This window comes from Eubacterium sp. BIOML-A2 (assembly GCF_009680135.1).
In the GTDB taxonomy this organism is placed as follows: Bacteria; Bacillota; Clostridia; order Lachnospirales; family Lachnospiraceae; genus Faecalicatena; species Faecalicatena contortus_B.
Genome location: NZ_WKZK01000034.1, coordinates 1 through 18,569, shown reverse-complemented (window position 1 = coordinate 18,569; position 18,569 = coordinate 1). Strand labels below are relative to the sequence as shown.

The 18,569-nt window shown below is 43.9% G+C and carries 21 protein-coding genes; 17 read left to right on the top strand and 4 right to left on the bottom strand.

Annotation, left to right across the window (positions count from 1 at the left end):
* Positions 1–13: 13 nt before the first annotated feature.
* Both GKG43_RS12965 and GKG43_RS23360 read right to left on the bottom strand, forming a co-directional pair.
* Positions 14–676 (bottom strand): DUF3298 and DUF4163 domain-containing protein, encoded by a 663-nt coding sequence (locus GKG43_RS12965; RefSeq protein WP_055150487.1) that lies wholly within the window; start codon positions 674–676, stop codon positions 14–16.
* Positions 677–756: 80 nt separating this feature from the next.
* Positions 757–1,191, bottom strand: coding sequence for a hypothetical protein (locus GKG43_RS23360; RefSeq protein WP_055150484.1), 435 nt, complete (start codon positions 1,189–1,191; stop codon positions 757–759).
* A gap of 460 nt (positions 1,192–1,651) precedes the next feature.
* Here GKG43_RS23360 and GKG43_RS12955 point away from each other — a divergent pair, with 460 nt between their 5' ends.
* The 6 genes from GKG43_RS12955 to GKG43_RS12930 all read left to right on the top strand — a co-directional run bounded on the left by GKG43_RS12955 (position 1,652) and on the right by GKG43_RS12930 (position 6,369).
* On the top strand, positions 1,652–1,828 hold the full coding sequence (locus GKG43_RS12955; RefSeq protein ID WP_154253391.1) for a hypothetical protein: 177 nt from the start codon (positions 1,652–1,654) through the stop codon (positions 1,826–1,828).
* 157 nt (positions 1,829–1,985) lie between these two features.
* The gene (locus tag GKG43_RS12950; RefSeq protein WP_278312351.1) at positions 1,986–2,603 is read left to right on the top strand and encodes a GNAT family N-acetyltransferase; all 618 of its coding nucleotides are present in this window, start codon (positions 1,986–1,988) and stop codon (positions 2,601–2,603) included.
* 49 nt (positions 2,604–2,652) lie between these two features.
* Complete coding sequence (locus tag GKG43_RS12945; RefSeq protein WP_050639697.1) at positions 2,653–3,345, top strand: aspartate/glutamate racemase family protein; 693 nt, start codon at positions 2,653–2,655, stop codon at positions 3,343–3,345.
* Between the two features lie 128 nt (positions 3,346–3,473).
* Positions 3,474–4,226, top strand: a complete 753-nt coding sequence (locus GKG43_RS12940; protein WP_083486988.1) for an arginase family protein — start codon at positions 3,474–3,476, stop codon at positions 4,224–4,226.
* A 163-nt stretch (positions 4,227–4,389) separates the two neighbouring features.
* Positions 4,390–4,758: a YkvA family protein gene (locus tag GKG43_RS12935; RefSeq protein ID WP_055150478.1), complete on the top strand. Its 369-nt coding sequence runs from the start codon at positions 4,390–4,392 to the stop codon at positions 4,756–4,758.
* A 423-nt stretch (positions 4,759–5,181) separates the two neighbouring features.
* Positions 5,182–6,369 carry an MFS transporter gene (locus GKG43_RS12930; RefSeq protein ID WP_055150475.1) on the top strand — a complete coding sequence of 396 codons (1,188 nt, stop codon included), beginning with the start codon at positions 5,182–5,184 and terminating at the stop codon, positions 6,367–6,369.
* Positions 6,370–6,544: 175 nt separating this feature from the next.
* On the opposite strand, the gene GKG43_RS12925 is transcribed toward GKG43_RS12930, so the two are convergent.
* Positions 6,545–7,327 (bottom strand): class I SAM-dependent methyltransferase, encoded by a 783-nt coding sequence (locus GKG43_RS12925; RefSeq protein WP_055150472.1) that lies wholly within the window; start codon positions 7,325–7,327, stop codon positions 6,545–6,547.
* Positions 7,328–7,481: 154 nt separating this feature from the next.
* Here GKG43_RS12925 and GKG43_RS12920 point away from each other — a divergent pair, with 154 nt between their 5' ends.
* From GKG43_RS12920 to GKG43_RS12905, 4 genes are all read left to right on the top strand, one after another.
* The gene (locus tag GKG43_RS12920; RefSeq protein ID WP_050639701.1) at positions 7,482–8,093 is read left to right on the top strand and encodes a TetR/AcrR family transcriptional regulator; all 612 of its coding nucleotides are present in this window, start codon (positions 7,482–7,484) and stop codon (positions 8,091–8,093) included.
* 371 nt (positions 8,094–8,464) lie between these two features.
* Positions 8,465–9,157: an ABC transporter ATP-binding protein gene (locus GKG43_RS12915; protein WP_055150469.1), complete on the top strand. Its 693-nt coding sequence runs from the start codon at positions 8,465–8,467 to the stop codon at positions 9,155–9,157.
* Positions 9,145–9,900: a hypothetical protein gene (locus GKG43_RS12910; protein WP_050639703.1), complete on the top strand. Its 756-nt coding sequence runs from the start codon at positions 9,145–9,147 to the stop codon at positions 9,898–9,900. The genes GKG43_RS12915 and GKG43_RS12910 overlap by 13 nt, the downstream gene beginning before the upstream one ends.
* A gap of 2 nt (positions 9,901–9,902) precedes the next feature.
* Entirely contained in the window at positions 9,903–10,982 is a 1,080-nt protein-coding gene (locus GKG43_RS12905; RefSeq protein ID WP_055150466.1) for a hypothetical protein, read from the top strand.
* Between the two features lie 88 nt (positions 10,983–11,070).
* Here GKG43_RS12905 and GKG43_RS12900 read toward each other — a convergent pair whose 3' ends face one another.
* A complete protein-coding gene (locus GKG43_RS12900) occupies positions 11,071–11,496 on the bottom strand; it encodes a MerR family transcriptional regulator (RefSeq protein ID WP_055150463.1) in 426 nt (141 codons plus the stop codon).
* Between the two features lie 182 nt (positions 11,497–11,678).
* On the opposite strand from GKG43_RS12900, the gene GKG43_RS12895 reads away from it, so the two are divergent.
* From GKG43_RS12895 to GKG43_RS12865, 7 genes are all read left to right on the top strand, one after another.
* Complete coding sequence (locus GKG43_RS12895; protein ID WP_055150460.1) at positions 11,679–12,440, top strand: glucose 1-dehydrogenase; 762 nt, start codon at positions 11,679–11,681, stop codon at positions 12,438–12,440.
* 47 nt (positions 12,441–12,487) lie between these two features.
* On the top strand, positions 12,488–13,582 hold the full coding sequence (locus GKG43_RS12890) for an aldo/keto reductase (RefSeq protein WP_055150457.1): 1,095 nt from the start codon (positions 12,488–12,490) through the stop codon (positions 13,580–13,582).
* Between the two features lie 248 nt (positions 13,583–13,830).
* Positions 13,831–14,271, top strand: a complete 441-nt coding sequence (locus tag GKG43_RS12885) for a MarR family transcriptional regulator (protein ID WP_055150454.1) — start codon at positions 13,831–13,833, stop codon at positions 14,269–14,271.
* A 4-nt stretch (positions 14,272–14,275) separates the two neighbouring features.
* Positions 14,276–15,646, top strand: a complete 1,371-nt coding sequence (locus GKG43_RS12880; RefSeq protein WP_055150451.1) for an MATE family efflux transporter — start codon at positions 14,276–14,278, stop codon at positions 15,644–15,646.
* Complete coding sequence (locus GKG43_RS12875) at positions 15,643–16,176, top strand: methylated-DNA--[protein]-cysteine S-methyltransferase (RefSeq protein ID WP_055150448.1); 534 nt, start codon at positions 15,643–15,645, stop codon at positions 16,174–16,176. The genes GKG43_RS12880 and GKG43_RS12875 overlap by 4 nt, the downstream gene beginning before the upstream one ends.
* Before the next feature lie 132 nt (positions 16,177–16,308).
* Positions 16,309–17,004, top strand: a complete 696-nt coding sequence (locus GKG43_RS12870; RefSeq protein ID WP_050639708.1) for a response regulator transcription factor — start codon at positions 16,309–16,311, stop codon at positions 17,002–17,004.
* Complete coding sequence (locus GKG43_RS12865; RefSeq protein WP_050639709.1) at positions 17,004–18,404, top strand: HAMP domain-containing sensor histidine kinase; 1,401 nt, start codon at positions 17,004–17,006, stop codon at positions 18,402–18,404. The genes GKG43_RS12870 and GKG43_RS12865 overlap by 1 nt, the downstream gene beginning before the upstream one ends.
* Positions 18,405–18,569 lie beyond the last annotated feature (165 nt).

Genomic DNA, 18,569 nt, shown 5'->3' with positions numbered 1-18,569 from the left:
CAGAACATATGTTCTATATACAAGAGGTAATATTTTCCGGGTAAGGAAGCCTGAATTCGGGGATTCCCGTGGCATAGGGGGCAATGTCATACTGCTGATAGTATATGACAATACTGCGCGGTTCAAGAAAATAACTTTGAGGATTAAAATGCTCCCGTATAAGAGTCGGATAATTATCAAAATAAGAAGAGGGGGAGGACGCCAAACGCTCTGCGGTCTGCCTCTCAATCTCTTCCAATATGTTTTCCGGATAAGAAGAATCTTCGGAATATATCGTCCGGAGGCAGATACGGTAACCGGTAGTAAAGTCCCATGTATCTGAGTTCCGGCGGGTCATGCCGTGGGCCCCGCCCATGTAGGTATACTGGTCGTTATAAAGGCTGGCGATAGAATCATGATTCAGTGTAATTTTGAACTGGGTATCCATCTCGTAAGAATTAAAGGGAATATGATCATCTTGAATGTACCGGGCACTCTCAACGGCCTGGGGGAAAAGAACTGTTTGGCAGTAATTTTCTGCCGCCCGGGAATTACAGATATAGTATTGGTTAATCTTCCTGGCGGCAGCCAAGCTGCATGTGGTTGTAAAAAAGGGATAACGGATCTTGTAGATAAAAACAGGGATATTGTGGTAGTACATTGTACTTTCCAATGTTTTTTGGGAAACTGTCTGCATGGCGGCCTCGAAAAAATAAAATTAATATACTATATTGCAAAATGCCGGGAAATATACCTTCCAGAGAATGAGCCGGCACATCAATAGCCCCATGTCTTTAGGGTCCATGCTTCGCTATCGGAGTTGCGGACGAGAATCCAGTTCCAGTCAGTGTAGGTGGAATTGGGATTCAGGCTTCCGTCTCCTCCGGAAGCGTCCACATCGAAATTGGACAGCAGGACGAGCGCATCTTTGGCTTCATACTGTTCGGCCCATTCATCGGCCTGTTTGCGGCTGATTTCTTCGTCATACCACAGGTCGGTCAGAGTACAGCCGGTGAACGTTTCTGTAAATTGGTCACGGACAATCTGCTTGGCGTCTTCAATCTCCTGTGCTGTGTATACGCCCGGAAGGCTTTCTGCATTTTCGGCCGGCTCCACATCTTTGTCTCTGCGTGGGCGGGTTATGAAAAAGATTCCGATGCATACACAGATCACGGAAACGATTCCTATAATAAGTACTTTTTTCGTTGACATTGAAACCTCCTGTTAATCTCGTATTGTGGTGACACGGACATACCGGGAAATACTTATAGGCTTTTTGGGCCGGCCGGCTGAGTTATCTTTATCTTAACATAGGAGCGGAATGGAAAAAAGGTGGAATTTCAGCTCCTTAAAATAAAAATTGCCAAACACATCATATGCCTGTTAGTAATCTCCCGAATTTACAGTTGTGTTGACAAAAACCGCCAATAGGCTCTGAAAACCCATGAAGCCCAATATCAACCCCAATATTTCTGGTGCGCCCAGAATACTATTGTTTTATTCGTCTGAATATCGTATATTAATATATACCAGGAGAATTATCTTTGGGAAATATAAAGAGAAAAGTGATACAATAGTTATTAAAAAAGCTTGAAATATTCGTATGAATGATGTGCGATAAAGATAGTTAAGGAAGGCAAGTTTCTTACAAAAAATTATTGGAGGTATTCATATGACAGACAGTGAAAAATTAGATTTGTTGTTTGAAAAAATGGGGGATCTTGAAAAAAGGATGAAAGAACTGAAACGCCAGCAAATGAAAGATACCGCAGAACTAAAAGCAATGGATGAAATTATTTTTGATGAGGTTGAGCGGGCTTGCCACCGCTCCGTATCAAATAACTTATAACAATCACAAACAGAGAAATCAAGCCCGGAATCCATAATCAGGATTCCGGGCTGTAATTATAGGTTACTATTTTAAACTTTAACGGGAATGTCGTTTTTCGTTACCGCTAATTTGCGATTTAGTTCATCAATTCTATTCAATTAGAATTTAGTGAGGTATGGTTTTGAAAATAGAAATTAAAGATATACGAAAAAAAGATCATAAAAAAGCAATTCAATTTGCAATTAAGGGTATGCACTTTGATTGGTATCTGGACAATAAATTTCTGCTTAATGCTTATGGCAGATATTTTTGGTATCTCGAAATAAATCGTGCAACACAGATTTTGGCGGCATATGCAGATGGTGAATTTGCAGGTGTTTTATTGGCAGAAATGAAAAGCGAAGAAAAGAAATACCAGAGTTTTCTGCAAAAAAGCTACATTAAAATTGTTGATGTGATACAGAGGACTTTTTTTAAGGGTGGTGCTGATCTTTATGAGGATACCACAAAAGAACTGTTAGCACATTATTTGAAATCCAATACGCCTGATGGTGAAATTCTATTTCTTGCTGCAGACCCGGATTGCAAAATTAAGGGTATAGGTACGGCTCTGCTCAATGCTTTGGAAGAAAAGGAAAAGGGGAAAACGCTTTATCTTTACACGGATGATGCCTGCACATATCAGTTTTATGAGCATAGAGGATTTGAAAGAGCGGAAGAGAAAGAAATCATCTTGAAAATGCCGAAAGGCAGAGTTCCATTAAAATGTTTTGTTTACAGTAAGACAGTATAGTAAATTCTCGCTTGCCGGGAAGGAAATCAGAATTCGAGGAGGTCTGGAAATGAAAACAATTGGGCTGATTGGCGGAATGAGTTGGGAGAGTACAGTTCCATATTATCAAATCATAAATAAAGAGGTTAAAAACAGACTTGGCGGACTTCATTCTGCAAAGGTTATTCTTTATAGTGTAGAATTTGATGAAATTGAGAAATGTCAGTCAAACGGTGATTGGGAAAAGAGTGGAGATATTCTGGGCAATGCAGCGAAAGGATTAGAGGCTGCCGGGGCAGACTTCATTCTGATTTGCACGAATACGATGCACAAAGTAGCCCCTCAAATCCAATCAATGATACATATTCCTATCATACATATAGCGGATGCCACGGCAGAAGAGCTTGAAAAATGTCAAATCCGGAGCGTGGGATTGCTGGGAACAAAATACACTATGACACAAGAATTTTACAAGCAAAGGCTGATTGACAGAGGCATAGATGTGGTGATTCCGGATGTAGAAGATATTGATGTTGTGAATGATATTATCTTCCAAGAACTATGTATAGGCAAAATCAAGGAGGAATCCCGTAAAAAATTCCAAAAGATCATTGATAGTTTAAAAGATAAAGGGGCAGATGGCGTTATCCTTGGTTGTACGGAAATCGGACTTCTTATACATCAGGCAGATTCTTCACTGCCTGTTTTTGATACAACTGTGATCCATGCAAAACGGGCAGTAGAAATAGCATTAAACAGTTAACACTCAGCAGATATAGAAAAGTTAGGATTTATGGAGGAGAACATGAAACAGGAGTATATGATAAATGCCTGTAATGGAAATCCTGGGACATGGAAAATGGTGAAGCAAGAGGAAAGGAGAACAGATAGTTGAGAAATCTGATTATGGATTTTACGCATTGCTATTCCGAAATGACATGGAAAGAACTGCAGGACATCCAATACATAGACTGTTCTGATATCCCGCAATGCAGCATGTACTGTACACCCGAAGCCGAAGATGAGATCCGGTGCAGACTCAAGTCCTGGGGCCCCTCGGGAATTCATTTTCTGGATTCGGGAAATTATCATTATGTTACGAAACTTTTCCTGGAAAAAATCAAGTTTCCGTTCTCTCTGATATTGTTTGATTATCACAATGACATGCAGATTCCTCTGGTCCATGACCTGACAAGCTGCGGGAGCTGGGCGGGAGAGGTGCTTTTCACGCATCCATATCTGGAGCAGCTTGTGCTGATCGGACCGGACAGCCGGACGATCGAAGAAATACCGGATGCCAGAAGGCGCCGGCTGCTCTGTGTCAGTCTCCAGGAACTGGAACAGCATAAAGCAAGACAGGCTTTGAAAAAGATACCGGAGCATATCCCCCTGTACATTTCTATTGATAAGGATGTACTGGGGAAAAATTATGCAAGAACAAACTGGAGCCAGGGAGGAATGTCTGTCAGGATGCTGGAAGAGATTCTGGAACTCCTGCTTGTGAACAGAGGTGTTATTGGTGCAGACATCTGTGGGGAATGCCCTGCGGGGGAGGCACTTCCAAAGTACCTTGAGGATGAACGGATAAACAGCAGGACAAATAAGGAACTATATCTGTTTCTGAAAAGGTTTATTGTAAATTAAAGCCGTATAATAACAGTAAATGTCAGGAGAATTATTGGTATATCTGTACTATCCGTTCCTATATTGACCTATCATGCGATGTAATAACAGTAGAAAGCCGGAGTTGGTTATCGCAACGGGTGATCCTAAAACAAGCATTACTAATACAGGTAGGGAGATTATGATGAATCTAAAAGAACGGGCGAAAAAAATTAAGACGGATATACCGGCTGTTTACTTGGCCTTAAAAGACGAGAATACTCCAATTGCAGCAAAGATTTTTTCTGCAATTACAGTTGCCTATGCTCTTTCACCAATTGATTTAATTCCGGATTTCATACCTGTTTTAGGATATCTGGATGATATTATTTTACTACCTGTCCTTGTTGCAGTTACTATAAGCTTTATACCAGAAAATATCATGGAAAATCATCGTAAATCAGCCAGGGATCTATGGAAAAATGGCAGACCGAAGAAGTGGTACTATGCTTTTCCTATTGTCTTAATCTGGGGGTTATTAATTTGGCTAATCGTAAAGAACTGGATAAGATGAAAAATCTGGTTATAGAATTGACACATTGCTATTTAAAGGAAATTTGAAACCACCCTTTCATTACAGTTAAATATCCCCGTAAGAATCAGGACGTACAAGCCCTGATTCTTACGGGGATATGTCTATTTTGTGTTAGATAAACTCTCCTCCGCCAGGAAGGCAGGGCCCCCGGCCCCAGACGCGGACAGCTTGTGCACCGGAGTGAAGAAATAACAAAATTTGTGCTGTATAGTAAATAAGTAATATATTGACAAAATTTAGTAATATTATTATAGAGTCGTAATTTTACCTTTGATATTATTATTTTGAAAACAAAAGGCTTTTCACAGAGACTGGAAAAGCCTTTTGAGGATTCTGTGTAACAGTTCAGACCTGTCTGAACCGTCACGGTTATGTTAAGAAAGTAATATTGGAGGAAACGAAATGAAGAACAAAAATACGACATATTTTATACTGATATATGCATTGTTTTTTACCTATGCGGTAGGGACATCTATTCTGGGCACGTTCATGGTAGATTTCCTGAATGATTTTGGAATGGATGTCTCGGAAGGCGGTATTTTCACAGTTCTATACAATACTGGCTGTTTAGCCGGGGTAATTGTATCCGCTTTTGTATTGAAATACTTTCAAAACAGGACATGGATTTTAATTACATACGCGGTATTTGCGCTGGGGATGCTCGCTGTAAGCAGGGCAGATACCCTTACGGTTTTTCTTATATTGCTGCTTCTGATTGGAATAGCAACCAAATTTCTGGATTTGACGGTAAACACGGAGATATCAGCATATCATGATGAAGAGAAAGGATTCTATATAAATCTGCTGCATGGTTGCTTCGGCGCGGGATCCTTTGCCGGACCGCTTCTGGCGGCGAAACTTCTGACAGTCTTACCCCAGTGGCAGATGATCTATGGATATATCGGAGCCGGGAGTGTGGTCTTGCTGGTGGTTTTTTTGCTCAAAGGGAAAGCCCCGGTGAGAACGGCGGCAATCGGGACACAAAATCAAAACCGTATGGACTTTGGAATATTAAAAAAGCCGGTTATTATATATTTATTATTTGCCATGTTCTTTTACTGTGGGCATCAGGGCGGCATCAGCACATGGGTGCCGCTGTATCTGCAGTATCAATATGATGCCGGGACATTTTCTGCAAGTATGGGTTCTTCATTGTTCTGGGTCTGCCTTGTTATAGGAAGACTGGTCTGTGCCAGGCTGACGATCCGGTTTAAGGAAGAGTATATACTGGCAGTGGGGCTGGCGCTGGCCATTGTGCTGCATCTGGCGGGCGTATTGATACCGGTGATGGCTTTTGCAATGATTGGATATGCGGCGGCAGGACTGTTCGCAGGAGCGGCCATTCCGTTAATTTTGACCATAGGGTACAAGGAATGCGCGGACTGCCAAAGTACTGTCTCGGTTGTTTTCTTTGTCAGTATCAGTATGGGGCATACTGTTTTTCCATGGATTATGGGAATGATCTGCGGGACATTCGGGCTGACTTGGGGCATGGTCTCTAATGTTCTATGCCTGGTGGGAACGTTAGTATTTACTATTTTATTTTTAAAAACAAAGCATACGGCGGCACCGGCGAAAGTAATACGGTGAAGCTGAACTAAGCGCCTAGTACATCGTAAAATAAGTAACTGCCACATAAGCAGACCTAAATTTCCGATAGCACCGCTCCACGAGCCTCAGCGTAGCTCACTACGCCTGCGTTTGTGGAGCAGCACTCTCAAAAATTTATTTCAGCTTATGAGTCAGTTACTTATTTTACGATGTACTAGTTCTTCTGCAGAAGCCATGCCGCACCTATCAGGTTTTCCTCCAAATCATTGTACTCGCTCCTCTGGCTTATGACATACCGTTCAAACATGGACTTATGTTCAGGATAATGGATCATGAGATCATTTGCCCGGGATGTAATCCAACTCATTTCTTTTTCCGCAGTATCAGAAACAGGATCTGTACAGGATTTGCATTCAATCATATGCAGTCCCAATTCATGAAAACACTCACACCATTCATCATATGTAGGATACGGCTTTTCAAACTGCAGCTGCCCGTTTGCCGCCTGGTCTGTAACATACGCATCGTCAATCAGGAGAAATCCCTCGTTTTTAATGGTGGACATCAATTTGGATATCGTTTCCTTAAAACTGCCTAAAATGCTGCCTACTGCACCAAAGATTACACAGTCATAATTTTTTTCAGTCTCTACTGAAATATTAACATCCTGCACCTCAAATTTACACAAGTCAGAGACACCATATTCCTGCGCCTTACATTTTGCATAGTCAATAAACTCCGGCAGTATATCGACTCCTTTAAAGTGGATATTTAACTCTTTTGCGAGCCGGACGGAGACCGCGCCCTTACCGCAGGCCAAATCCAATACCTTTGTGTCTCTGTTCATGGGTATATGATTTTTAAATGTAAGCAGCATCTCTTCGGGGGAGCTGCCTAATTCCCAAAAATCCTGTAACAGATAGGGCAGGAATGGGATGATTCCTGTTTCGTCAGATGTAAGAGATTCGGCTAATTTTTCTTTTACTTTTTCATTCATGTGTTAGCTCCTTTTAAATGCGAATTATAATTCATATTCTTATTATACAGATCGGGCGCCACCGTGTCAATAAAATACGAATTAAACTTCGTATTTTAGTTGCGGCAGATTTTTTTATATAGTATAATATTCCGGAAAGCAGGTGAATCATTATATGCCAGATATTAGAAAACCTCAGCAGACCCGTTCCATAGAGAAAAAGAACAAGATTATTAAGGCCGGATTTGAACTGTTTTGCGAACAAGGCTACTATGCTACCACGACGACACATATCTGCCAGAGGGCGGGGATATCTACCGGCGCTCTATACAGCTATTTTAAGGATAAAAAAGATATATTTATTGCGGCTTTTAAGGATTTTCTTGAGGGAGAGTATTTTAATGAGCTCCTCGAATCACTTGGCAGTTCCGTGGAACCTTTCAGCATTGACTCATTTTTAGACCGGTGCATTGATGTCTTAATTGAAATCTATCAAGGTTCCTATACAGCCTTAATAGAACTGGCTAACATGCAGTTAGAAGATAAGGAAATCATGGAAAAGTTCAGCCACTTTGAAGATACTTTTATGGCTGCGGTTGTGGAAGCATTAGCAGCACATAAGATTAAAACAGATAACTTGTCTGAAAAATATTATCTCGTTTATATACTGATTGAGGCATTAGCGCAGGAAAAAGCATTCAATAACCATGACTCTGTAAACTATGATAAGTTGAAAGAGGAAACGTACAAAATCATCAAAGGATATCTATTATTAGAGCACAGCTGACCGGCCAGATCTTCCGGGTGTGCAAGAAACGGAAGGCAAATCGGGTGTGCGGGTGGGAACCCATTGGAGTAAAAAAGAGAACATGCTGGGCGGAATTTATTTTACCAAACAAATTCCGATGCCGTATGCGGTTCGAATACAACAAGCAGTATTCGGGCCAAAAGCGGTATGTATCAGCATGTTCTCTTTTTTGTGTACGGATTTTCTGAAAATAGCCGGACTGTGACATATGAAACACGGTTTAGTTGGGAGTATGGTTTCCCTTTGAATTCGCTTCTCCTCTTCAACATTAAGGTTAACTTTAGGTTGCATTTATCTTCTCTTTAAGGTGCCGCCGTAAGATGAATGTATCTTAACAAGGGAGGTTACATATGAACATGTTATCATGCAGCAATCTGAAAAAAATATACCAAAAGCAGTGTGCAGTCAACAATCTGAGTTTTTCTGTCCGCAGAGGCGAAGTCTTTGCCCTGCTCGGAAGCAACGGCGCGGGCAAGACGACCACCATAAAAATGATTCTGAACCTGATCCCAAAGGATGCGGGAAAGGTGGAGATAGAGGAGGGGATCCGGATCGGGTATTCCCCGGAGACTCCGTATTTTCATCCGTTCCTGAACGGCCGGGAGGTGCTGGAATTCTACGGAGGCCTTCAAAAGATACCGAAGGCAGAGTTGAATAAACAGATTCCCGAATTGCTCAAGCGGGCGGGGCTGGAAGAAAGCAAGACGAGGGTGAAAGATTATTCCAAAGGGATGCTGCAGCGGCTGGCTCTGGCACAGGCCCTGCTGGGGGATCCGGAGCTTCTGATCCTGGATGAGCCCTCTGCCGGCCTGGACGCGCTGGGGCGTGTTGAGATGATGCATACGATTCAATGCTTAAAGATAGAGGGGAAAACAATTATCATCAATTCCCATATCCTCAATGACATTGAGCGTGTGTGCGACAGAGGAATTATTATGAAAAAAGGCTGCCTGCTCCATGAATGGGAAAAGGGAAAAGACAGGAGAAGCCTGGAAGAGATATTTGTAGAGAAGATCGGAGGAGCAGAGAGATGGGAATCATGAAAAATGCTTTAAGAGAGCGGATAAGAAGAAAAGATATTTATGTTGTACTTGTAATCGGTATTCTGATAGTCATGATGTGTATGAGCGGAGCGGCGACACTGTCCATAAACGGCGTGCCGGTGACCGAATTCAGTATGATGATGCCCTTAGTGCTGAATGTGGTCTCCGTAATCGGCGGTGGGATCGCCATTGCGCTTAGTCTGCGGACGATACCGAATGAATATGAGAGAAAAACCAGCCATCTGGTCTGGATCCGCGGCATCAGCCAGTGGAAATATCACGGGCAGCTTGCCCTTGCAGGCATTATCAGTTCCTTGGGCGCTTTATTCATCCTGTATGCCGGAGTCATGATATTTGCGGTAGTCAAAGGGGAATATGCGGTTCTTGCAAAATGTGTCCCTGCATTTTTGCTCTTTTCAGTCAGCACGGCGGCCGTGAGCCTGTTTGCAAGCGCGGTCAGCCTGATTTTGCCCTCAATGGCAGCAGGAGTGCTTGCCGCAGCGTTCATGCTGGCGGGAACAATGCATCCCGTTTTGGAAACTCTGTCAGGAATTGTATCCGGCCTGGCACGGCAGGTACTGCGCGGTATCCTGTTTCTAATACCGGATCTGTACGCAGTGGAGTCACAGGCGGGAAGGTTTCTTTCCGGCAAAAGTATTCAGATCCACAGCATACTGGGCGGTCTTCTGGTTCTCTACGTATGTGGGTTGCTGCTGTATCTGTTCCGCAGAAAGGAGGCGTAGAGATGAAGAAAAATATGAAAAAGGCAGGCACAGAGATGCCTGGTATAAAAAAAGACAGCACAGAGAAGACCAGTACAAAGAAGGATAGCATAAAGAGGATCAGCAAAAAACGGATCAGTGTACAGAAGGTGATCGCAGCCGCAGCCGGAACAGCACTGTTGGCAGGCTGGATTTTTACGGCAGACCGGGGAATCGGAATCCAGGAGAAGCAGATTTACAGCAAAGCACTGGAAGAACAGGAACAGGCAGATAAACTGGGCTTTTCTAATTTCAGGCTGGAGGATTATCCGGTTGCCATGTACGATGGAAAAGCAGACTACGTATTTTACAAGGGCAGCATAGAAAAGCGTTCCCCGGTACTCGAAACATTTGCGGGGACGGCATATCCGGTGGGAGACCACTATGAAGTAATCATTCCCACGCTGGAGCGGTTCAATGGCCTGCTGTCCCTGGCGGGAGGCGTAGAAGGTATGGTGTCAGGAAGCGGATATGGAGAGAAAGAGCAGATTGCTACAATCTGGCACGAGGCATTCCATGCATGGCAGCTCAGTCATTACAAGATTCTGGGGGAGGACCTGTCACCCGCCGAAATGGAGAAAGAACTGGAGCAAAGCGGGAAGGAAACCGGTGATTCGGACGAAGCCCTTTTTGTAAAAGAAGTGGATCAGAATAAAGTGCAGAAGCAGCGCTTGGAAAAGGAAATGCAGCTTTTGAACGCAGCAGCTGAAGAGAAGGACACTGATAAGATGAAAGCAGTTATATTGCAATATAAGGAGCTGCAAAGGCAGCGGCGGGAAAATATGTCTCCGGAAGCAATTACTGCAGAACAGCGGTGTGAGCTGACGGAGGGAACGGCATACTATGTAGAAGGGAATGTCCTGAAAGCCCTTAAGGGAGAGAAAGAATACCAGAAACGCTATCTGGATACACTGGATGCTTTTGAGGGCGGCAGAGGAAAATACTACCGCACCGGGATGGCTAAATGCCTTATCCTGGATAGATTGAATCCGGACTGGAAGGCGGAGTTGGACTTTACATTGAGCCTGGATGAACTGATAGATCGGGCTGTGGAAAGCAGATGAGAATTTCCAGGAGCGGATAGGGAGTATAAAATAAAGTGTGTAATTTACCGGTAACTTACACACTTTATTTTATACTCCCAAGAGATTTTTATTTTGTCTCGCAAGCCAGTTGGTCATTTGGAATATCTATGGAATGTATTTTTTCAGTTCCTGCGGCAATTGCGGTTTCATAGTACCAGCATTTGTGTTTAATGGTATCCATGATTTCCTGCAGTTCTGCCATTTGTGATTCAACCGCTCTTTTCCGTTCCAGGAACATTTCATATCTTTGCTGCAATGATGCGTCCCCCTCCTGCAGCCATTCAGAAAACTGCCGGATTTCCTTTATTGGCATTCCTGTTTTTTTGAGACAATCTATGATTCGGAGAGTTGCAATATCCTTTTCCGTGAAAAGCCGATACCCTGATTCGGAGCGCTCCATAAATGGAAGAAGACCGGATTTATCATAGTATCGAATGGTACTTGCCGGAACATTCATCTTTTTAGCGGCGTCTTTGATCGTATAATTCTTCATAACGTATCCCTGCTTTCAATAAAATAATAAAATTTTAAAATAGACCTTGACCTTAAACTCAACTTTAATGTTATATTGCATATAACCAAAAGTCAAGAACATTTATTTTAAACGCTAATACAGTTAGCCAATATGTTCTGGCTATAAATGAAATATAGTAATCAGAGAAGGAGATTATTAACGTGGAAATTACATTTGAAGGTAAAGCGGCATTAGTAACAGGCGCGGCGGGCGGCATGGGTCTTGCGGCCGCAATGAAATTTGCAGAAGCAGGGGCATCTGTAGTACTTGCAGATAAGAATGAGGAACTGGTTATGAAAGCGGCAAAGGATTTGGCAGACCGTAATTACAGGGCAATTGCCGTTGCCTGTGATGTTAGCAATGAAGCGCAGGTAAAAGCAATGGTAGATAAGGCGGTTGAAACATTCGGCCGCTTAGATGCCGCTTATAATAATGCGGGTGTAAACAGTCCCATGACTGATATTGCTGATCTTGAAGAGGAAGAATATGACCGTATCATGAATATTGACCTTCGCTCAGTCTGGCTTTGTATGAAATATGAATTGAAGCAAATGAGAATTCAAGGCAGCGGAGCAATTGTGAACTGTTCTTCTTTAGGAGGGCTGGTTGGTAATCCGGGACGTGCGGCATATCATGCAGCGAAACATGGTGTTCTGGGTATGACGAAGAGTGCTGCTATTGAATATGCGCCAAAGGGCATCCGGATTAATGCGGTCTGTCCAGGGGTTATCGAGACACCAATGGTTGAAACGATGGTCAAAACTGGTGATTTCTCAAGGGAAGAAGGAGCAGCGCTTGCGCCTATCGGCCGCCTGGGTCGTGCAGAGGAAGTTGCAGATGTCGTTTTGTGGCTTTGCAGTTCTGCATCCACATTTGTGATTGGGCAGTCCATCGCAGTTGATGGCGGATATACCATTATTTAATAAGATGATGAACGTACTTGGGAAGAATGAAAGGTGGAGGATGATAAATGGAATATCGTAAACTGCCTCATGGCGGTGAACCAATCAGTGTCATCGGTATGGGGGCGTCTGTGATAGGTGAGCAGGCGGAAAAGGATATAATTGAAACCGTGCAGTATGCATTGGATGCGGGAATCAATTATTTTGATATGGCCGGTGGACACGCAAGTATCTTTCCTGCGTATGGGAAAGCCTTAGAGGGGCGAAGAAAAGAGGCAATGCTGCAAGTTCATTTTGGGGCAGATTATGTGACCGGCGAATATGGATGGACAACCAATCTGAATACAGTCAAAAAATCCATTGACTGGCAGCTTGATAATCTGAGAACAGGTCATATTGATTTTGGTTTTATCCATTGCATTGATGAAGAGACGGACCTGATCACTTATGAAAGGAACGGCGTGCTTAGGTTTATCACGGATTTAAAGGCGCAGGGAGTGGTAAAGCATATCGGCCTTTCCACCCATGCTCCGGAACTGGCAAACAGGGTGTTGGACAAAAATATTCTTGATATGCTGATGTTTTCCATCAATCCAATGTATGACTATGGGCAGGGAGACTATGCAATTGGAAGCGATGACGAAAGACAGAAGCTGTACCGCCGCTGCGAGAAGGAGGGCGTTGGCATTTCAGTTATGAAACCATTTAATGCCGGGCAGCTCCTTGATGCAAAAAAATCCCCCTTCCACCGGGCGCTGACCACTGCTCAGTGTATTCAGTATGCACTTGATAAACCAGGTGTCCTGACAGTCCTTGGAGGTCCCGCTGACAAACGGGAGCTGAAGGAAATACTGGCTTATTTTAATACAACAGAAGAGGAACGGGATTATTCGGTGATCAGTTCCCTTGCGCCGGATGAATCGGTTGGAAAATGTGTGTACTGCAGGCATTGCCATCCTTGCCCGGCCGGCCTCGATATCGGGTTGATCAATAAATATTATGACCTGGCGCTGCTGGGAGACACTCTGGCAAGAGAACATTATCTCACCTTGGAAAAGACGGCGTCAGACTGCATAGGCTGTGGACACTGCAATAAAAGATGCCCCTTTCAGGTGATGCAGATGGAGCGTATGGAAGATATCAAAAAATACTTCGGGAAATGAAACGGTATAACAGCGAACATGGATGCCTTGTAGCGATACAGGGTGTCTTTTTTGTTTAATGAATATGGGGAGAGGAGGGAAGCGATGCTATTAATACAAATACTGTTAAGCAAAGAAAAACCGGTGGACTATGAATAGACTTAAATTCTTATAGAGAAGAACAGATATACTTGACAAACTTCTACGACATCTATACTATTACTATTAGTAATTACTTTTAATAAACATTTTAGGGAGAGGAGAACCCTATGATTGCAAAAGAGTTGGAAAAACTATTAGACAGCTGTTTCGTCGCCAAGAAAATTATTGAAACTCTTCCTGAACTCCCAAAGGGGATCAAACCCCGCCATATCCACGTATTACACGTGATTTATAAACTGGAGGTTCAGCAGGAAGAATGCTGCGTGAGTGATATAAGCAGGATATTAAACATTACTTTGCCAAGCGTTACCAAGCTGGTAAAAGAACTGGAAGAAAGGGAGCTGATAAGAAAACTCACAAAGTCACAGGATAAGCGCACTATATTACTGAAACTGACCGATAAGGGAGATGAATATGTAAAAAAGTATGTTCTGGAGTTTCATGGTAAATGGGCAGATAACCTCGCTGATATTTCAACAGATCAAGTAGAGCAGACAGTCCAGACTATCACAAGACTGCAGAAAACGATGCCGGGATTGGAGAATTAAAATTATGGAAGCAAAAGGGAAAAAAGAAATTTCATTTACGGAAGGTTCTGTGGGAATTGCGCTTATAAAATTTGCGGTTCCCGTTTTGGGCGCATTGGTTCTGCAGGCGGCATATGGAGCGGTTGACTTGCTGATCGTCGGAATATTTGGCGATGCGGCAAGTATCTCAGCAGTAGGCACAGGCAGTGTATTTATGAATATGATTACATTTATCATTACAAGTCTGGCTATGGGTTCCACGGTCATTATCGGTCAGCATATTGGGGAGAGGAACCCAAAGGCGGCGGGGGATACGGTCGGCACAACCATTATTATGTTTGGGGCACTCGGTATCATAGTGACCATACTGCTGGAAGTATTTGCGGAAAATATCGTGCATATCCTTCAGGTGCCGGCAGAATCAGTGGAGAAGACAATTCAATATATTCAGATTTGTTCGGGTGGTATTATTGTTATTATTGCTTATAATGTCATTAGCAGTATCCTCAGAGGTGTTGGAAATGCGAATCTGCCGTTTCTATTTGTTGGGATAGCATGCGTGGTAAATATTATCGGAGATTTATTTTTTGTGGGAGTCTTACATATGGATGTTGTCGGAGCCGCACTGGCAACGGTTCTTGCACAGTTGGTATCGGTAATCATATCATTAGCGGTTTTAAGACGGAAGAATCTGGGCATTATTTTTTCAAAACAGCAGCTGAGGGTATCCGAAACGGAGCTGAGGAAAATTCTGCGGGTTGGAGTCCCCATTGCTTTGCAGGAGACAACGGTACAGATTTCGTTTCTGGTGATTAATTCTATTATTAATGGTATGGGGCTGATGCCATCAGCAGGCTATGGAGTTGCACAGAAGTTGGTTTCCTTTATGCTGCTGGTTCCTGTTTCTGTTATGCAAAGTGTGTCCGCATTCGTTGCACAAAATGTTGGTGCAGGCAAACATAAACGCGCATTCAAGGGATTCTATACGGCTATGCTTGGCGGCGGTATAGTGGGAGTTTTTATGTTTTTATTCAGCTTTTTTGGCGGAGAGCTTATTTCTTCCATATTTTCCGGTGATCAGGAAGTTATTGCGCAGAGCGCCGCTTATCTGAAAGGATACTGCCCTGAATGTATCCTGACCTGTGTATTGTTCAGCAGCATCGGATACTTTAATGGAAATGGGGTGTCAAAGCCTGTCATGTTCCAGGGAATCATCTCAGCTCTGTGCATTCGGATTCCTGTCTCTCTTTTTATGTCAAGGCTGCCGGGTTCATCACTGACATATGTAGGATTAGCCACGCCGATCGCAACGGTTTGGGGAATTGCATTTTTTGCATGTTGTTTTATATGGTTCAGAAAAAAGCAGAAGAACTTATTTGGAGGTGTAATGCAATGATTTACGTATATCATTATAATTCCCCATTGGGGGGCATTACGATTTCAAGCAGCGGAACAGCGATAACAGGTCTTTGGTTTGACGGGCAGAAATATTTTGGTGTTACACTTCCAGAAAACTGTGAAGAAAAGGAGCTGGCTGTTTTTGATGAAGCAAAACGCTGGCTGGACATTTATTTCAGCGGAAAAGAGCCGGATTTTACACCGCCGTTATTGATGCAAACCACGCCCTTCCGCAAAGCAGTATGGGAAATTCTGCTTACCATTCCCTACGGGCAGACGATGACCTACGGCGGGATCGCGGACAGGATTGCAAAGCAAAAAGGCCTCGATAAAATGTCGGCACAGGCAGTCGGAGGCGCCGTTGGGCACAATGCCATTTCTTTGATAATACCCTGCCACAGAGTAGTCGGAACCAACGGAAGTTTGACGGGTTATGCAGGCGGGATCGAGAAAAAGGTGCAGTTGCTGACACTGGAAAAAGCAGATATGTCGACATGTTTTGTTCCAAAAACAGGAACGGCAGTATAATCCGGGAATAGCGCGGTCACGTAAAATCGGAGTAATATGTTATACCCAAAGGGCATGAGTTACGGGGTGCCCTTTGGGTATGCTATTTTACATAGGAATACCGGATTCACAGCGAAATGGGAGGAATGGATAATGTATACAATTCTGGCGGCGGACGATGAGGCAGAGCTTCTGGATGTACTGGAACTATATCTGGACAGAGAACATATCGGGATCAGAAAGGCGAAGGACGGGATCGAGGCAATGGAAATCTTCCGGAGGGAGGAAGTACACCTTGTACTTCTGGATATTATGATGCCAGGGCTGGACGGATATGCGGTTCTCAGAAAGATCAGGGAGACCAGCCGGATTCCGGCGATAATGCTGACTGCGAAGAGTGAGGATTATGATAAGATCCTGGGACTGGAACTGGGGGCGGATGATTACATCACAAAACCTTTTAATCCTCTGGAGGTTGTGGCACGTATCAAAGCGCAGCTCAGAAGAAATTATGACTACCGTGAAGAAACAAAGCAGGCCAGGGAAGTGCTCCGTCTCAGGGGACTGCTGCTCAGCGAAGAGGAAGGGACAGTGGAGCTGGACGGCAGGGCAGTAGAGCTGACATCCACGGAGTTTAAGATTTTAAAGCTGTTCATGGGACAGCCGGGAAGGATCTTTACAAAACAGCAGATTTTTGAAAGCGTGTGGGAGGATTCCTACGCGGGGGACGACAATACTGTTATGGTACATATCAGCAACCTGAGGGGCAAGCTGGAGCAGTCGGGCGGGCAGCCGCCTCAGATTAAGACAGTAAAGGGCCTGGGTTACAAGATGGAGAGGGAGACGTGATGAGAAAGAGAAAAAAGTCAGGCAGCGTATTCAGGCAGCTGGTGGGCAGTTATGTTCTCTTTGCTGTCTTTCTGGTAATAGGACTGAACGTATGCATGTTCGGGATACTGATTGGCATCGGGGGCGGCAGTATCGAGACTCTGGCGCCCTATGATATGGTGGACGGCAGCGGCAAAATCCAGAATCTGAGTGTACTTGAAAAAAATGGCGGCTGGATTGAAAAGCTGGATGAAGACTATCGCGTTCTGGAGGTATACGGAGATAAACTGGATGAACCAAAGTCGTATACCCAGGAAGAGATCTACGAATATCTGGTGACCGATAATTATCTAGAAACGACTGCCTCAGCAAAGGATTACAGAGGATTTATAAAGACGGTGAAAAAAGGGGGACAAACTTTCTATTATTTAATTAAAATAGACCGGAAGGCGCTGTCAATGACTTATAATTATAATGCAGGGAGCAGCCAACAGGGCAGGAAGCTGACCGTCGGGTTTCTTTTATTGTTTGTACTGTTCTTTGCCGGCAATTGCTTTCTGATGAGCCGTTATCTATCCAGAAAGATACGCAGGCCATTGAGGGAGATCACCGGTGGAATGGAGCAGGTGATTAAAAACGGTGTGGATCAGGTGCGGCTGGATTTTCGTGCACAGCGTGAGTTCGAGGAGATACGTGATAGTTTTAACATCATGACGGAACGCCTGGAAGAGGAGAAGCGGGAAAAACGGATCAGCGAAGAAAAGAAAAACCGTATGCTGCTGGAATTGTCCCATGACATCAAAACCCCTGTCTCTACGATTAAAAGTTATGCAAATGCGCTGGAGGAAGGGCTGGTAAAGGCGGAAGACTTGAAGGAATGCTATCGGATTATAGACAAAAAGGCGGCCAGGGTGGATGTGCTTGTCAATGAAATGTTCCTGCTGCTGAAGCTGGACAACCCGGAATATGAGCTGGAGCCGGAACAGACAGACCTCTGCGAGCTGGTGCGCTCAGCATGCGCCGAATACTATGAAGAGCTGGAAGACAAGGGAATTGAGATGCATATTGAGATCCCGGAGACTCCAATTACGGCGGCTGTTGACAGAAAAGAGTTTACCAGAGTCATTGAAAATCTTCTAAGTAATATTGGAAAATACAACCGGACCGGGCAGGGAGCCTGGATCACCGTCAGGGAATCAGGGGGAAGAGCGGAGATTATTGTACAGGATGACGGGGAGGCGGTTGCAGAAGATATCCGCCCGATTCTGTTTGATCCGTTTGTGCGCGGGGATAAAGCAAGAATATCCAAAGGCGGAACCGGGCTGGGGCTTGCCATAGCCAGGAAGATTGTGGGCAAGCTGAGCGGAACGATCGAGTATGCTTATGAGGAGGGGAAAAACCGGTTTAAGATTACACTTTGAATGATGATGTATAGGATCATGCAACAGAGATCCTGCAGTACTTTTGCAGCACTGTGCCAGCTGGATAAAAGTACTGCAGGGCCTTTGTTATAATGGTCTCATAAATTAAGACACTTTTTCGGACAGATTTTAATGAATCTGATATACTAAAATCAGTATGAAAGA